Source organism: Rhizobacter sp. J219 (genome assembly GCF_024700055.1).
Taxonomy (GTDB): Bacteria; Pseudomonadota; Gammaproteobacteria; order Burkholderiales; family Burkholderiaceae_C; genus Rhizobacter.
In genome coordinates this window covers 4240308-4256038 of sequence record NZ_JAJOND010000001.1, presented here as the reverse complement: position 1 = coordinate 4256038, position 15731 = coordinate 4240308, and the positions used below count along the sequence as shown (strand labels likewise).

Annotated in this window: 13 protein-coding genes and 2 pseudogenes; 5 read left to right on the top strand and 10 right to left on the bottom strand. The window is 69.0% G+C overall.

The annotated features are described in order from the left end of the window. Positions 1 to 220: 220 nt before the first annotated feature. Together gap and tkt are read right to left on the bottom strand one after the other, a co-directional pair. Positions 221 to 1219 (bottom strand): type I glyceraldehyde-3-phosphate dehydrogenase, encoded by a 999-nt coding sequence (gene gap / locus LRS03_RS20165; RefSeq protein WP_257827736.1) that lies wholly within the window; start codon positions 1217 to 1219, stop codon positions 221 to 223. A gap of 35 nt (positions 1220 to 1254) precedes the next feature. Then, positions 1255 to 3282 (bottom strand): transketolase, encoded by a 2028-nt coding sequence (gene tkt, locus LRS03_RS20160; RefSeq protein WP_257827735.1) that lies wholly within the window; start codon positions 3280 to 3282, stop codon positions 1255 to 1257. A gap of 66 nt (positions 3283 to 3348) precedes the next feature. Here tkt and speD point away from each other — a divergent pair, with 66 nt between their 5' ends. The 3 genes from speD to LRS03_RS20145 are packed head-to-tail and all read left to right on the top strand — an operon-like array spanning position 3349 to position 5292. Then, positions 3349 to 3714, top strand: coding sequence for an adenosylmethionine decarboxylase (speD, locus tag LRS03_RS20155; RefSeq protein ID WP_257827734.1), 366 nt, complete (start codon positions 3349 to 3351; stop codon positions 3712 to 3714). Further along, positions 3711 to 4406: an N-acetylmuramate alpha-1-phosphate uridylyltransferase MurU gene (gene murU, locus LRS03_RS20150; RefSeq protein ID WP_257827733.1), complete on the top strand. Its 696-nt coding sequence runs from the start codon at positions 3711 to 3713 to the stop codon at positions 4404 to 4406. The genes speD and murU overlap by 4 nt, the downstream gene beginning before the upstream one ends. Before the next feature lie 7 nt (positions 4407 to 4413). Further along, entirely contained in the window at positions 4414 to 5292 is an 879-nt protein-coding gene (locus tag LRS03_RS20145; protein WP_257827732.1) for an SDR family NAD(P)-dependent oxidoreductase, read from the top strand. A 10-nt stretch (positions 5293 to 5302) separates the two neighbouring features. Here the strand turns inward: LRS03_RS20145 and dmeF are convergent, their stop codons facing one another. Further along, complete coding sequence (gene dmeF, locus LRS03_RS20140) at positions 5303 to 6331, bottom strand: CDF family Co(II)/Ni(II) efflux transporter DmeF (RefSeq protein WP_257827731.1); 1029 nt, start codon at positions 6329 to 6331, stop codon at positions 5303 to 5305. A 7-nt stretch (positions 6332 to 6338) separates the two neighbouring features. Next, positions 6339 to 7319 carry an aldo/keto reductase gene (locus LRS03_RS20135; RefSeq protein WP_257827730.1) on the bottom strand — a complete coding sequence of 327 codons (981 nt, stop codon included), beginning with the start codon at positions 7317 to 7319 and terminating at the stop codon, positions 6339 to 6341. 142 nt (positions 7320 to 7461) lie between these two features. On the opposite strand from LRS03_RS20135, the gene LRS03_RS20130 reads away from it, so the two are divergent. Together LRS03_RS20130 and LRS03_RS20125 are read left to right on the top strand one after the other, a co-directional pair. Beyond that, positions 7462 to 8223 (top strand): hypothetical protein, encoded by a 762-nt coding sequence (locus LRS03_RS20130; RefSeq protein WP_257827729.1) that lies wholly within the window; start codon positions 7462 to 7464, stop codon positions 8221 to 8223. After that, positions 8223 to 9671: an aminopeptidase P N-terminal domain-containing protein gene (locus LRS03_RS20125; protein ID WP_257827728.1), complete on the top strand. Its 1449-nt coding sequence runs from the start codon at positions 8223 to 8225 to the stop codon at positions 9669 to 9671. The genes LRS03_RS20130 and LRS03_RS20125 overlap by 1 nt, the downstream gene beginning before the upstream one ends. Here LRS03_RS20125 and LRS03_RS20120 read toward each other — a convergent pair. The 6 genes and pseudogenes from LRS03_RS20120 to LRS03_RS20095 form a co-directional block, all read right to left on the bottom strand. Then, positions 9657 to 11006, bottom strand: coding sequence for an FAD-dependent oxidoreductase (locus LRS03_RS20120; protein ID WP_257827727.1), 1350 nt, complete (start codon positions 11004 to 11006; stop codon positions 9657 to 9659). The two genes, LRS03_RS20125 and LRS03_RS20120, sit on opposite strands and share 15 nt — an antisense overlap. Positions 11007 to 11016: 10 nt before the next feature. Continuing rightward, positions 11017 to 11280, bottom strand: a pseudogene (locus tag LRS03_RS20115) (hypothetical protein); the annotation flags it as partial. Next, positions 11259 to 12810: pseudogene (locus LRS03_RS20110) on the bottom strand (polyamine aminopropyltransferase). The pseudogenes LRS03_RS20110 and LRS03_RS20115, both read right to left, overlap by 22 nt. Before the next feature lie 4 nt (positions 12811 to 12814). Beyond that, positions 12815 to 13036: a DUF350 domain-containing protein gene (locus LRS03_RS20105; RefSeq protein ID WP_257827726.1), complete on the bottom strand. Its 222-nt coding sequence runs from the start codon at positions 13034 to 13036 to the stop codon at positions 12815 to 12817. A 40-nt stretch (positions 13037 to 13076) separates the two neighbouring features. Next, positions 13077 to 14657, bottom strand: coding sequence for a DUF4178 domain-containing protein (locus LRS03_RS20100; RefSeq protein WP_257827725.1), 1581 nt, complete (start codon positions 14655 to 14657; stop codon positions 13077 to 13079). A gap of 22 nt (positions 14658 to 14679) precedes the next feature. After that, positions 14680 to 15723, bottom strand: coding sequence for an SPFH domain-containing protein (locus LRS03_RS20095; RefSeq protein ID WP_257827724.1), 1044 nt, complete (start codon positions 15721 to 15723; stop codon positions 14680 to 14682). Positions 15724 to 15731 lie beyond the last annotated feature (8 nt).

The following is a 15731-nucleotide window of genomic DNA, read 5'->3' as shown; positions in this document are numbered from 1 at the left end:
AGGCAGGCCCGTCGCGGCTGCGTTTCACCGCAGGCGGCAAATCACCGGACGGATACGCCCGGTTTCAAGAAAGTCGGGCCGGACATGAAAAAGGCCTCTTGCGAGGCCTTTTTGCTGCGGTGCGGTTATCGGAGAGCGGGCCGAGCGCCGGGCCGCTCCCAAGCCGGCCCGCATCCCCTCGGGGGATCGGCCGACGTCCCCGTCGGCCAAGGGGCCGCCATCACTTGGCGATGACGCGCACCATCTCCAGCACCTTGTTGGAGTAGCCCCACTCGTTGTCGTACCAGGACACGAGCTTGACGAAGGTGCCGTCGAGCGCAATGCCGGCTTCGGCGTCGAAGATCGAGGTGCGCGGGTCGCCACGGAAGTCGGTCGCGACGACCTTGTCTTCGGTGTAGCCCAGCACGCCCTTCATCGCGCCTTCGGACTGCGCCTTCATCTCGGCGCAGATTTCCTTGTAGGTCGCTTCCTTCACCAGTTCGACGGTCAGGTCGACCACCGAGACGTCGGAGGTCGGCACGCGGAACGACATGCCGGTCAGCTTCTTGTTCAGCTCGGGGATCACCACGCCCACGGCCTTGGCGGCGCCGGTCGACGACGGGATGATGTTCTCGAGGATGCCGCGGCCGCCGCGCCAGTCCTTGTTCGACGGGCCGTCGACGGTCTTCTGCGTGGCGGTGGCGGCGTGCACGGTGGTCATCAGGCCGCGCTTGATGCCCCACTTGTCGTTCAGCACCTTGGCGAGCGGCGCCAGGCAGTTGGTGGTGCACGAGGCGTTGGAGATGATGGCCTCGCCCTTGTACGACTTGTCGTTCACGCCGAAGACGAACATCGGCGTGTCGTCCTTCGACGGGGCCGACATCACCACCTTCTTGGCGCCGGCGTCGATGTGCTTCTGCGCGGTTTCCTTGGTGAGGAAGAGGCCGGTCGATTCGACGACGATGTCGGCACCGACCTCGTTCCACTTCAGCTCGGCCGGGTCCTTCACGGCGGTGAGGCGGATCTTCTGGCCGTTGACGATCAGCGTGTTGCCGTCGACCTTGACCTCACCGTCGAAGCGGCCGTGCACCGAGTCGTACTGCAGCATGTACGCGAGGTAGTCGGGCTCCAGCAGGTCGTTGATGCCGACGATCTGGACGTCCTTGAAGTTGGCGACGGCGGCGCGCAGCACCATGCGCCCGATGCGGCCGAAGCCGTTGATGCCGATCTTGATGGTCATGTCATTCGCTCCTATGTAGAAAACCTGTTGTCCGTTCAACGCTTGTTCTGCAACACCGCGCGCACGGTGTCGGCGACGTTTTCAGAGGTGAAGCCGAAGTGCTTGAAGAGCACGCCGGCCGGGGCCGATTCGCCGTAGGTGTCGATGCCGACCACCGCGGCGCAGCCGTACTTCCACCAGCCGTCGGTCACACCCATCTCCACCGCGATGCGCGGCAGGCCGGCGGGCAGCACCGAGGCCTTGTAGTCGACGCTCTGGCGATCGAAGACGCTGGTCGAGGGCATGCTCACCACGCGCACCGCGATGCCGCTCACCGCGAGCTGCATCTGCGCGTGCAGCGCAAGCTGCACCTCGGAGCCGGTGGCGATGATGACCGCCTGTGCCTTCTTCTTGAGGCCCACTTCGCTGGGCTCGGCCAGCACGTAGGCGCCGCGGGCGATGCCGTCGAGACTGGCCTTGGGCGAGTAGGTGAGGTTCTGGCGCGAGAGCAGCAGCGCGCTCGGGCGGCTCTTGCTCTCGATGGCCGAGGCCCACGCAACCATCGTCTCGGTCGTGTCGGCCGGGCGCCACACGTCGAGGCCGGGGATCAGGCGCAGCGAGGCGGCGTGTTCGATCGACTGGTGCGTCGGGCCGTCTTCGCCGAGGCCGATGCTGTCGTGCGTGAACACATGCACCACACGCTGCTTCATCAGCGCGGCCATGCGGATGGCGTTGCGGCTGTAGTCGCTGAAGGTGAGGAAGGTGCCGCCGTAGGGGATGAAGCCGCCGTGCAGCGCCACGCCGTTCATGATGGCGGCCATGCCGAACTCGCGCACGCCGTAGTTGATGTGGCGCCCGCCGTTCGCTTCACCCTTGTCGTCGAAGCGCAGGGCCGGCGTGCTGCTGGTGTTGGTGAGGTTGGAGCCGGTCAGGTCGGCGCTGCCGCCAAGCAGCTCGGGCAGGGCCTTGGTGAAGACTTCGAGCGCGAGCTGGCTGGCCTTGCGGCTGGCGACCGTTTCGGCCTTGGCGTGCGTGGCGGCCACCGCCTCCTTCACGGTCTGCGTCCAGCCCTTGGGCAGCTGGCCGTCGAGGCGGCGCACCAGTTCCACCGCGAGTTCGGGATGGGCCTTGGCGTAGGCCTCGAAGGCATCGACCCAGGTCGTCTCGGCCTGCAGGCCGGCCTGGCGCGCGTCCCACTGTTCATACGCTTCTTCGGGCACGACGAAGGGCTCGTGCGTCCAGCCCATCGCCTCGCGGGTGAGCTTGATCTCGTCGGGGCCGAGCGCTTCGCCGTGCGCCTTGGCGGTGCCAGCGCGGTTGGGCGAGCCTTTGCCGATGGTGGTCTGGCAGCAGATGAGGGTCGGCTTGTCGCTCTTCTTCGCTTGGGCGATGGCGCGGTCGACGGCGTCGACGTCATGCCCGTCGACCTTGGCGATCACGTTCCAGCCGTAGGCCTCGAAACGCTTCGGGGTGTTGTCGACGAACCAGGGCGCGACCTGGCCGTCGATCGAGATGCCGTTGTCGTCGTAGATCGCGATCAGCTTGTTGAGCCTCCAGGCCGCGGCAAGGCCGGCGGCTTCGTGGCTGATACCTTCCATCAGGCAGCCGTCGCCGAGGAAGACATAGGTGTGGTGGTCGACGATCGCGTGGCCGTCGCGGTTGAATTCCTTGGCCAAGAGCTTCTCGGCGAGTGCCAGGCCCACCGCGTTGGTGAAGCCCTGGCCGAGCGGGCCGGTGGTGGTCTCGACGCCCGGGGTGATGCCGACTTCCGGATGGCCCGGGGTCTTGCTGTGCAGCTGGCGGAAGTTGCGCAGCTCGCTCATCGGCAAGTCGTAGCCCGAGAGGTGCAGCAGCGAGTAGATGAGCATCGAGCCGTGGCCGTTGCTCAGCACGAAGCGGTCGCGGTCGGCCCAGTGCGGGTTGGCCGGGTTGTGCTTGAGGTGCCGGCCCCACAGCGCCACGGCGATCTCGGCCATGCCCATCGGCGCCCCGGGGTGCCCGGAGTTCGCTTGCTGGACCGCGTCCATCGAGAGGGCACGAATGGCGTTCGCCATCAAGGAAGTGTTGGAGGCGATCGCGGTCATGGGCTCGCTTTGGGGGGTGGGGTGGGGGGAAACCCGGCATTTTACGGGCCTCGATAATGACCCCCGATGCACGGCCTGCACCTCACCGCCGATTTGCGGGGATGCTCCACGGAGACCCCCGCTTTCACCGATCCGCATGCACTGCGGCGCCTGTGCTTGGCAGCAGTGGCCGATGCCACGCTGCAACCCGTGGGCGAGCTCTTCCACACCTTCCCCGACGCGGGCGGCGTGACCGGCGTGGTGCTGCTGGCCGAGTCGCATCTCGCGGTGCACACCTGGCCCGAACTCGCGGCGGTGACGCTCGACGTCTACGTCTGCAACTTCGGCGCCGACAACTCCCACAAGGCACGCGCGCTGCTCGACACGCTGGTCACGCACTTCGCGCCGCAGCAGGTCGAGCAGCACACGATCGAACGAGGCGCCCCCCGATGAAAGCCCTGATCCTGGCCGCAGGCCGCGGCGAACGCATGCGCCCGCTCACCGACCACACGCCCAAGCCGCTGCTGCAGGTGCGCGGCAAACCGCTGATCGTGTGGCACCTGGAGGCGCTGGCGCGCGACGGAATTCGCGAGGTGGTGATCAACACCGCGTGGCTGGAGGAGCGGATCGTCGAGGCGCTCGGCGACGGCTCGCGCCACGGCGTGGCCATCCGCTATTCGCTCGAAGGCCGCGACCACGGCGGCGCGCTCGAAACCGCCGGCGGCATCGCCAAGGCCCTGCCGCTGCTCACCGATGCGACCAACGACTGCTTCTGGGTCGTGTCGGGCGACGTGTTCCTGCCCGGGTTTCGCTTCGACCCCGCCGCCGCGCAACGCTTCGCACAAGGCCGGGCGCTGGCCCACCTATGGCTGGTGCCCAATGCACCGCATCACCCCGAAGGCGACTTCGGCCTCGATGCGCAAGGCCTCGCATCGCGCACTGCCACCCCGAAACGCACCTGGGCCAGCGTGGGCCTCTTCCGCAACACGATCGTCCGGGACGTGAAGGTCGGCGACAAGCTGCCGCTGACGCCGCTGCTGCGCGCCGGGGCCGACGCCGGCCGCATCGAGGCCACCGCCTACGACGGCCCGTGGACCGACGTCGGCACGGTCGAGCGGCTGAACGCGCTCAACGGCGAAGCCTGAGGCCCTGATGGACTCCTTCGAGGGCAAGGTCGCGGTCATCACCGGCGCGGCCAGCGGCATCGGCCTCGGCATGGCGCAGGCCTTTGCCGAAGCCGGCATCCGGGTGGTGCTGAGCGACGTCGAGATCGAAGCCCTCGACGCCGCGGCCGCGGCCCTGCGCGCGAGCGGCGCCGACGTGCACACCGTGGTCGCCGATGTGTCCGACGCCGAACAGGTGCAGGCCCTGGCCCACGCCTCCCTGCAGCGCTACGGCGGGATCGACATCCTGTGCAACAACGCCGGGGTCGGCGCCGGCACGATGCCCAGCTGGCACAGCACGCTCGACGACTGGCAGTGGGTGCTGGGCGTGAACCTGATGGGCGTGGTGCACGGCATCCGCAGCTTCATGCCCTTCCTGCTCAAGCAGCGCACGCCGGCGCACATCGTCAACACCGCGTCGATGGCGGGCCTGAGCGCCGGCGGCAACCCCGTCTATGGCGCGAGCAAGGCAGCAGTCGTGAGCCTGTCGGAAAGCCTCTACATCGAGTTGCAGCGCAACCGCTCGAACGTCAGCGTCTCGCTGCTGTGCCCCGGGTTCGTGGCCACACGCATCCTCAGCGCCGAGCGCAACCGGCCGAGCAGCTTGCCCGAGGCCTCGCCCGAACCGGCCTCACCGCTGGCGGCGGCCATGCGGCAGTGGTTCAACGAACAGGTGGAGCAGGGCCTGAACCCGCTGGACGTCGGCCGGCAGGTCCTGGCAGCGATCCGAGAACAGCGCTTCTATGTGTTCACGCACCCCGAGTGGCTGAGCCACGTGGAGCACCGACTGCACAACCTGCTGCAAGGGCGCAACCCGAGCGCCTCGCCGCTGCCCGGCATGGAAGAGGCGCTGCGGCGGGTGCTCTGACCGCGGCGGCTCAGCCCGCGTGCGGGCAGCGGTTCACTTCGATCGACACATGGGCCAGCTCGCCATGCACGACCAGGCGCTCGCGGTACACCGAGGGCGTGAGCGGCACATCGGCCACGATGCAGACGATGGCAGCGAACTTGTCGCGGCCCACGCGCCACAGGTGCAGGTCGGCCACCTTGGCGTCACCATCGGATTCGATCGCGTCGCGCACCTGCTGCGCCAGCGGAAGGTCCATCTCGCGATCGAGCAGCACGGCGGCCGATTGGCGCATCAGGCCCCAGGCCCACACGCCGATCACCACCGCACCGAGGATGCCGACCACCGGGTCGAGCCAGGCCCAGCCCAGCCACAGCGCCGCTGACAGCGCGCCGATCGCGAACACCGAGGTCAGCGCATCGGCCAGCACGTGGGCGTAGGCGGCGCGCAGGTTGAGGTCCTGACCGCCGCTTGCAGGGGGCGGGTCATCGTGCGCGTGGTGCGCATGGGCATGTCCGTGGTCATGTCCGTGGTCGTGCCCGTGATGCCCATGGTGATGGTCGTGGTGACCGTGCCCGTGATGGTGGTGGTCATGCCCACCCTGCGCGCCGTGCAACAGCCACGCCGACACCAGATTGACCACCAGCCCGATCACCGCCACCACCAGCGCCGACTGCGCCTCCAGCGGCTCGGCACGCCACAGCCGGCCGACCGACTCGATGACGATGCCCAGGCCCACCAGGCCCAGCACCAGCGCACTGGCAAAGCTGCCCAGCACTTCGATCTTCCAGGTGCCGAAGGTGTAGCGCGTGTCCTGCGCATGGCGGCGCGCCAGCCAGTAGGCGCCGGCCGTCACCGCCAGCGCGAGTGCGTGCGTGCCCATGTGCCAGCCGTCGGCGAGCAGCGCCATCGAGCCCGTCCACCAGCCGGCGGCGATCTCCACCACCATGGTCAGCAGCGTGATCGCCAGCACCCAGTGCGTGCGGCGCTCGCCCAGGCGGTTGCCCGTGTCGAACACGTGCTGGTGCTGCCAGGGTCGCAAATCGTGGGAGTGCTGCATGGGAGATTCAGTCTGCGTGCGGCTTGGTGATGCGCTCGATGCGGGCCAGCACCTCGGGCGTCAGTTTCGGGCTCAGCGCCAGCGCACCCAGGTTGTCCTGCAACTGCGCGAGTTTCGAGGCGCCGAGGATCACCGTACTCACCTGCGGGTTGCGCATCGCCCAGGCAATGGCCAGTTGCGCCACGGTGCCGCCCAGCTCGCGGGCGATCGGCTCCAGCTGCGCGACGGCGGCGTTGCGCGACGGGTCGGTGAGGTTCTTGGCCAGCCAGCCCATGTCCTGCAGGGCGCCCCGGCTGCCCGGCGGCACCCCGTCGCGGTACTTGCCGGTGAGCAGCCCACTGGCGAGCGGGCTCCAGGTGGTGAGGCCGAGCCCGAGGTCGTCGACCAGGCGCTTGTACTCGCGTTCGACGCGCGCCCGGCTGAAGAGGTGGTACTGCGGCTGCTCCATCCGCGGGCGATGCAGCCGTTCGCGCTCGGCGAAGTCGTAGGCGGCGCGGATCTGCTTGGCCGACCACTCGCTCGTGCCCCAGTACAAGGCCTTGCCCTGCGTGACCATGTCGCTCATGGCCTGCACGGTCTCCTCGATGGGCGTCTCGGGGTCGGGCCGGTGGCAGTAGACGAGGTCGACGTGCTCCAGCTGCAGGCGCCGGAGCGAACCGTCGATGGCCTGCATCAGGTATTTGCGGTTGAGCGTGTTGAGCTGATTGACCTTGTTGCCGCCATGGTGGAGGCCCCAGAAGAACTTGGTCGAGACGACGTAGCTCAGGCGCGGTCGTTTGAGTGCCCTCAGCGCCTCGCCCATCACCACCTCGGCCTGGCCTTCGGCGTAGGCCTCGGCGTTGTCGAAGAAGTTGATGCCGGCGTCCATCGCGGCGGCCATCAGCTCGACGGCCGCACGGGCATCCACCTGCTGGTGGTAGGTGACCCAGGAGCCGAGCGACAACGCGCTCAGCTGGAGGCCGCTGCGGCCCAGACGCCGGTAGTGCATGGTTTCCCCGTGATTGGACTGAAGCATCTTAGCCACGCGGTGTGGCCGCTCGAACCACCGAATCAACCGTGTGTCGGCCCGCTTTTGACCGGGTTACGCCCGGGCCTTTCGCCGGCGCGAGGTTCGCGCTACCTTTCGTCCTGTGACGCATGTACTCGCCCTGCCGTTCCTGCTGGCCATCGCGGTGGCCGGCCACATCCTGCTCAGCCGCGGCGCCAAGGCGGTGGCCTCGGCGGTCTATCCGCTGGCCAGCGGCGAGCCCGAAGTCGCGGGCTACGAGCGGCGCGTCTATGGCACCGCCGACCGCGCGATGCTCGAAGTCGTCACCCTGGTGCTCGCCTCGGGCGTGGTGATGTGGGTGGGCATGACCTGGAAGCTGGGCTGGGTCAGCGCCGTGGGTGTGCTGATGCTGCTGGGCGCGGTGGCGCTCGACATGGCGCGCTGGGAGCGGGTCACGGTCAGCGCGAGCTACGTGTGGTTCCAGCGCGGCTTCGGCCACAAGGTGCACCAGGTAGCGATCGAGAACATCCGTGACGTGTCGGTGTCCGAGGCCGACGCGCCCGGCTACACCCTGCGCCACCTCAACCGCAACCGCAGCTGCCGGCTCAACATGCGCATGAACGACAAGCGCGTGGTGGCCCTGCCCAAGACCGACGCACACAGCGAAGTGGAAGCCGTGGAAGCACTGGCCAACCACATCCGCACCCGCCAGCAGCTGGCCGGCGACCGCGAGGCCGTCAAACGCTCGGCCGACGAAGGCAGCGAAGCGGCGGCCCGTGCGGCGCGCGAGCCCTCGTCGGTCGACCGCGAGCTGATGCGCGAGCTGCGCCGCCTGCGCAAGCAGGCCCAGTCGCCCGACCTGCCCCCGGCCGTCAAGCACGTCGAAGGCTCCGGCAAAGCCTGATGAATGCCCCGGCTGCCCCGGCGCAGCAAACCCCGCCGTCCCCGTTGCACCCATTGCATCCTTTGCACGAACGCCGCGCCGAACTGGCCCGGCGCCTGCACGCGGCCGGCGGCGGCGTGGCCATCGTGATGACGGCGCCCGAGGTCACCCGCAGCCGCGACACCGAGCACCCCTTCCGCGCCGACAGCCACTTCCACTACCTCACCGGCTTCGACGAACCGGAAGCCGTGCTGGTGCTGCGCGCAGACGGTCACAGCGAACTCTTCTGCCGCGAGAAGCACCCCGAGCAGGAGGTGTGGACCGGCGTGCGCCTCGGGCCCGACGCGGCGCGCGAGACGCTCGGCGTCGCCGCCGCCTACCCGCTGTCGCAGCTCGACCGGCGCCTGCCCGAGTTGCTGAACCAGGCGCCTGCGGTGTGGACGGTGTTCGGCAGCGGCGACGAGCCGCTGGACCAACGCCTCGACGGATGGCTGGCCGAGGTGCGCGCGCAGTCGCACTTCGGCCACGCACCGCCGTCGACCCACCGCGACCTGGGCGTGCTGCTCGACGAGATGCGCCTCTTCAAGCGCGACGACGAGCTCGCGCTGATGCGCCGCGCGGCCGGCATCTCGGCCGGCGCGCACCGGCGCGCGATGCGCTTCTGCGCCGCGCGCTTCCGCGCCGACCCGGCCGGCAGCGTCGCCGAATACGAGATCGAGGCCGAGCTGCTGCACGAGTTCCGCCGCCACGGCGCCGCGGGGCCGGCCTATCCCTCCATCGTGGCAGCCGGGCGCAACGCCTGCGTGCTGCACCACAGCGCCGGCGCCGCCCGCCTGCGTGCCGATGAGCTGTGCCTGATCGACGCCGGCTGCGAGTTCGACGGTTATGCGAGCGATGTCACCCGCACCTTCCCCGCCAGCGGCCGCTACAGCGCGCCGCAACGCGAGCTGTACGACATCGTGGTCGCCGCGCAGGAAGCCGCCGTCGCCGCCACCCGCCCCGGCCTGCGCCACCGCGACGCGCACCACGCCGCGGTGCGGGTGCTGGCGCAAGGCATGCTCGACACCGGGCTGCTGAGCCCCGACCGCCACGGCTCGCTCGACGACGTGATCGAGAAGGCCCATTACCGCCAGTTCTTCATGCACGGCACCGGCCACTGGCTGGGCCGCGACGTGCACGACACCGGCGACTACCTGGCGCGCGACGAAGCCCCCTTCGAGCAGCCCGACTACCTGGGCGGTCGTGTCGTCAAACACCCGTCGCGCAAGCTCGAGCCGGGCATGGTGGTGACGCTCGAACCCGGCCTCTACGTGCGCCCGGCCGAGGGTGTGCCCGAGCGCTACTGGCACATCGGCATCCGCATCGAAGACGACGCGGTGCTCACGGCCCACGGCTGCGAGCTGATCAGCCGGGGCGTGCCGGTGCAGGCCGACGAGATCGAAGCGCTGATGCGCTCAGAGCTTCCCTAGGCGCCGGCCGAGGCGCGTGCCGTGGAAGAACGCCTCTTCGAACACCGAGTAGCCCGACAGATCGCTGTGCGCGAAGTGCACACGGCCGGCCGGGCCTGACAGCGCCTGCAGCGCCGCGCTGCCGCGCAGGCCGGGCAGCGGGATGCTCATCGCATGGCCGTAGCGCATGAGGTCGATGCGCTTGACCTTGCCCGGCAGGTCGGGGTGGGCTTTCGCCAGATCGTCGAGCACGGTGCGTGACCACGCGGCCCAGCCGTCCTGCAGCAGTCGACTGCGGTTCGCGAGCAGCTGCGCCGCGCTGTCGCCGCCCAAGGCCCAGTAGCTCGTGAGCACCGTCGGGCCGGCGTGCGGCCGGGTGCTCTGGTGCATGGCGTCGACATAGCCGAGGGCGGGGCTGCCGTGCAGCACGTTGTCCCACGCGGGTGGAGCGCCGCCGGTGTCGACGAGCGGCGTGTCGAGGTGCAGGTTGGCCACGAGCCAGGGCGCGTAACGCATCTGCGCGACGGCGGCCACCAAGGCCGCGGGGGGCGACGCGAGCAGGCGGGCCGAGATGAAGAGCGGCGTGGCGAGCACCAGCTGCCGGGCGGTCCAGCGTTCGACACGTTCGGCCTGCGCGTCCCACACGTCCACGTTCACCTCGTGGCGGCCTTCGTCGACGCGCAAGGCAACGCGGCCGGTGTGCAGGCGTTCGCGCTGCGGTTCGGCCAGGCGCTCGGTGAGCCAGCCGTTGCCTTGCGGCCAGGTGAGCACCGCCTCGCGGGTGTCGGCCTCCGCATCGCCCGGGGCATGGAAGCCGTGCCGGCTGGCGAAGTAATGCAGCCCGGCCCACGCCGACACCTGCGCGGCGGTTGCGCCGTAGTCGTCGCGGCAGCAGTAGTCGAGGTAGATGCGCAGGGCCGGCGCATCGAGGCCCTGCTGGTCGAGCCAGTGGGCGAAGGTCACCGCGTCGAGCGCCTGGTGCGCCGGCGTCCACGGCGAGCGCGCCGTCGGCAGGCTGAAGCCCAGCGCCGCCGCCCGTGTCACTTCGTCGCTGAAACGCCGGTACTGCGCGAGCGTGGCCTCGGGCTGGTCGTGCACGGGCAAGAGGCCCTCCTGCCACTGGCCGTCGATGAACAGGCGCTCCTGCGGGCTGTGGCAGAGGTGGCGCTCGTCGTAGACGCGCCGGCCGTGCACGACGCGGCTCAGGCCCAGCGCCTCCAGCAGCGCGACCAGGTCGACGTCGGCCTCGGCGGGCACCGGCAGGTAGTGCGCGCCGAGCGGGCAGGCCATGCCGGCGATCTGGTGGCTGCGGCTGTTGCCGCCGGGGGGCGTCTTCCAGGTCGAGCAGGTGTACATCGTCGACGCGGCGCTGCGCCAACGCGCGTGCGCAGGCGAGACCGGCCACACCGGCGCCGACGATGAGCACGTTGGCGCGCCGTGTGGCGGCCGGTGCGGGCAGGCTGCCGCTTTTCAGGTCACGCAGGCGGTGGCCACGTGTGTGCTGCGCGCCGAGCCAGCCGCCGTCGTATGGCGGCTCAGGCGAGCGCCGGCAGCTCGCCAAGAGCGGCAGGCTGGCAGCCGCAGACAACAGCCCCCGGCGGCTCAGCGTCACGGATGCACCCGGCCCCATTCCTGCTCGAAGGTCTGCACCAGCACTTGGTTCGACAGGCGGTTGGGCTCAGCCGGCACCCGCGCCATGTCGGGCGGGAACTGCAGCAGGCCGGGCAGGCCTTCGACGGTGAGGAAGCGCAGGCCCGGCGGCAAGGCGGTCGGCAGGCGGAAGGGCCGGCGGCTTGCGAGGATGAAGCCCCACTCGCCGAAGCTCGGCACGTGGGCGTGGTAGGGCGTGATCGACAGGCCGGCGGCTTCGAGCGTCGCGGCGACCGTCCAGTAGCTCTTGCGTGCGATCAGCGGCGAAGTGGTCTGCACCACCGCATAGCCCGAGGCGGCGAGGTGCGCGTCGAGCAGCGTGTAGAAGCTCGTCGTGTAGAGCTTGCCGAGCGAGAAGTTGGTGGGGTCGGGGAAGTCGACCACGATCACGTCGAAGCTGCCCGGGTTTTGTTCGAGCCAGGCAAAGGCATCGGCGTTGACGATGGTGAGCTTGGGCGAGCGCAAGGCATCGCCGTTGAGTTCGCGCAGCAGCGGCTGCTCGGCGAAGAGCCGGGTCATGTGCGGGTCGAGACTCGACCAGCGTCACCGCCTCCACGCTCGGGTGCTTGAGCACCTCGCGCACCGCCATGCCGTCACCGCCGCCGAGCACCAGCACGCGCTTGGGCGCACCGTGGGCCGCCATCGCCGGGTGCACCAGCGCCTCGTGGTAGCGGTACTCGTCGCGCGAATGGAACTGCAGGTTGCCGTTGAGGAAGAGCCGCACGCCGGCACGCCCGGAGGTGACGACCACGCGCTGGTAGCGGCTGGTCTCGCTGTAGACGATGCGGTCGGCGTAGAAGCGGTCTTCGGCCCAGGTGCTGATGCGATCGGCATAGGCCATCGCCACCGACAGCGCCGCGATCACGCCCAGGCACGCGACGACATGCGCCCACAGCTGGCGCAGCTCGCCGCGAAAGAGCCACAAGGCCCACACCGCCACCGCGGCGTTGAGCAGTCCGAAGAAGGCGCCGGTGCGCACCAGCCCGAGGTGCGGCACCAGCAACAGCGGGAACGCCACCGCCACCGCGAGCGCGCCGAGGTAGTCGAAGGTCAGCACCTGCGACACGAGGTCCTTCAGCGCATAACGCTCGCTGAAGTGGCGCTTCAGGATGCGCATCACCAGCGGGATCTCCAGCCCCACCAGGGTGCCGACCAGCAGCACCAGGCTGTAGAGCACGAAACGGAAGCTGGTCGACGGGAGCGTCTGCAGCGCAAACAGCGCCGCCGGCATCAACCCGCCGATGAAACCCACCAGCAGCTCGATGCGCAGAAAGTGCGCCACCAGTTGGCGCTCGAAGTAGCGCGACAGCCACGATCCGATGCCCATCGCGAACAGGTACGCGCCGATGATGGTGGAGAACTGCAGGACGGAGTCGCCCAGCAGGTAGCTCGCGAGCGCCCCCGCCGCAAGCTCGTAGACCAGTCCGCAGGCGGCGACGACGAAGACCGACGCCAGCAGCGCGACTTCGGCCGGGCGGATGCGCGCGGCGGCCGGCTCGGTGGCGTTCAAGCGGCTAGTGGATAGCGGAGGCGACGATCAGGCCGATGGCAATGCACATCGCACCGACCACGATCGCGAGCGCCACGTTTTTCTTCTCGACGATCTCGCCCCACAGGTCATAGGGCGTGAGCTTGTCGACGATGACGAAGCTGAGCCAGAAGACGAAAACGCCGATCAGCGCATAGAGGACGGAGCCGAAGAAGGCGGCCGGTCTCAGCCATTCGAATCCCATCATGTGACTCTCCTTGAGAAATTGAGAAGCAGAGGCTGGTGGGTCACTTGTGCCCCCCGCCGCTGGAGAAGCCGCCCCAGGATCCACCGCTGGTGCGGTAACCGCTGCTGCGGTTGCTGGCCAGGCAGCTCTGGTACTCCTGCGAGGCTTCGCCGTAGCTGGCGCGCAGCGGCTCGCAGTCGCGGCGATCGTCGTCGCTGCAACGGAAGAGCATCAAGAGCACGACGACGATGAACACCCAGAAGAAGATCTTGGCCAGGAGGCTGGCCGCGTTCCCCGAAGTCGGGCCGGCATCGCGCTTGAGCGCTGCGCTCTTGTCGGCATCCAGCCGAAAGGCCTTGGCCACATCGGCGGCGTTGAGCGTCTCGCCGGCCGACCAGACCTGCTCGCCCTCGGTCATCTCGAGGTTCAGCCGCTTGCCGCCGGGGCCCTGGTAGTCGACGTTGCTCGTGCGCTCGCCGCGCTTGAGCTGCCAGTAGAACTCGCCCAGCACGTAGGTGATGCGGCCGGTGTAGCGGTACATCTCGCGGTACTGCGCGCCCTGGTAGCGCACGCCATTGCCCGAGGGCGTGGGCACGCCGGTGATGGGGGCCGACCAGCTCCAGCCGTCTTCGGCGTCGACGAGAAACGCGAAGCCTTCTTCGCGGTGGTAGAGCAGGTACTCGCGCCAGAAACTCTGCTCATCCTCGCCTTCTTCGCAGCGCTCGACGTAACCCACCACCTGCCACGCGCGGGCGATCTTGCCGAGCTTGAGCGTGCCCACACGGCCGAGCGGGATCTGCGGCTCGTCGCCGTTGTCCTGCGCGTAGTGGGCGAGGTCGCCACCGATGCCCTTGCCCGCGCCGTCGACGCTCGTGAGGTCGACCACCGCATGGCACTGGTGGCAAACGATGCTCTGCGTGGTCGAGAGCTTGACTTCCAGCGAAGTGCCGCAGCTGGGGCATTCGATGCTTCGGGCCTTGAGCGTTTTCTCCGCGCCCCCGGCGAGGCCGGTCATCGCCAGCTCGCTGATCGCCACCGAACGCCCGATCGACCACTTGGGCTCGGCCGGGTCGCTGTAGTCGAGCGTGCCCACCTCGTCGCGCGTGCTGCGCAGGTCGGCGACGACGAAGCCACGCTCGGTGTTGGGCTTGGACGGCAGCTCGCCTTGCGCCGCGATCAGCTTGGCGGCGGTGACCGAGGCCACCGTCCAGGGTTGGCCGGCGACGATCTTCTGCCCCCCCGGACGCAACTGCTCGGCCGGTGGTGCAGCGCCGCCCAGCTCGGCATCGAAGGCGATGACGTAGCGTCCGTTGTCTTCGCTCAACCAGCCACTGCGGCCGTTGTCGAAGAGCGCATGCCACTCGTTCCAGGTGCCGTCCTTGTACCGGTACTGCAGACGGCCCACGAGGGTGAAGCCGCTGCCCTGGTACTTGCCCCCGGCGCCCAACTGCAGCGGCGAGTGGTCATCGAAGAGTTCGGCGCTTTCGCCGATCTTGCGCAGCGCCTCGCCCTCACGGACGATGGTGCTGCGACAGAAACTGCAGACGGCGAACGCCGACGCGGCCGAGCGGAAATCGACCGGCGCGCCGCAATTCGGGCACGCAGCGCGGTAGGCGCGCTGTGGGCTGGGTTCGGTGGCCAAGAGCGGAGCGTGCGCGGGCCGGTCAGACCAGCTTCTTCAGCAGTTCCGCTTTCTTGGCGTCGAACTCCTCCTGCGTGAGGATGCCCTTGGACTTGAGGTCGGCCAGCTTCTCGATCGTGGCCATCACCTCGTCGGGGCGGATCGCCGCGGCGGCTGCCGCTGCGGCGGCGGGCGCCGCCTGCGCACCTTGCAGCCCACTGGCCAATTGGCCCGCGAGCACCTGGCCGAGCGCCACCCCGGCGCCGAGACCCATCGCGTCGCCGGCGATGCCACCGCCGCCCGAGCCCGCGCCTTCGGCGAACTTCGGGATCGACTGCGCCGTCTGGTACTGCATGAACTTGCCCATGTCGTTGCCGACCATGCCCATGCCGATCTTCTGGTCGAGGATCTTCTGCAGCTCCTCGGGCAGCGAGACGCTCTGCATCGTCACGCCCTCGAGCTTCAAGCCCAGCGCGGCAAATGAAGGTGCGGTGGCTTCCTGCAGCGCTTTGGCGAACTCGACCTGGTTGGCGGCGAGGTCGAGGAAGGCCACGCCGCTCGACGCCACGGCGTCCGAGATGTGCTGGAGCATCAGCCCACGCAGCTGGCCGTCGAGGTCGCTGACGGTGTAGGTGTCGCGCGTGCCGGAGATCTCGGTGTGGAAGAGCTTCGGGTCGACGATGCGGTAGCTGTAGTTGCCGAAGGCACGCAGGCGCACCGCGCCGAAGTCCTTGTCGCGGATCGTCACCGGCTGCGTGGTGCCCCAACGCTGGTCGATCTGCTGCCGGGTGCTGAAGAAGTAGACGTCGCTCTTGAACGGGCTCTGGAACAGCTTGTCCCAGTTCTTCAGGTAGGTGAGCACCGGCAGCGTCTGCGTGGTCAGCTTGTACATGCCCGGGCCGAACACATCAGCCACCTTGCCTTCGTTCACGAAGACCGCCATCTGCGACTCACGCACGGTGAGCGAGCCACCGTACTGAATTTCATTGCCGGCCATGGGGTAGCGCCAGGCGAGCACGCCGTCGCCGGATTCCGTCCACTCCAGAACGTCGATGAACTGTTTCTTGATGAAATCCATCAGGCCCATGGTGATCT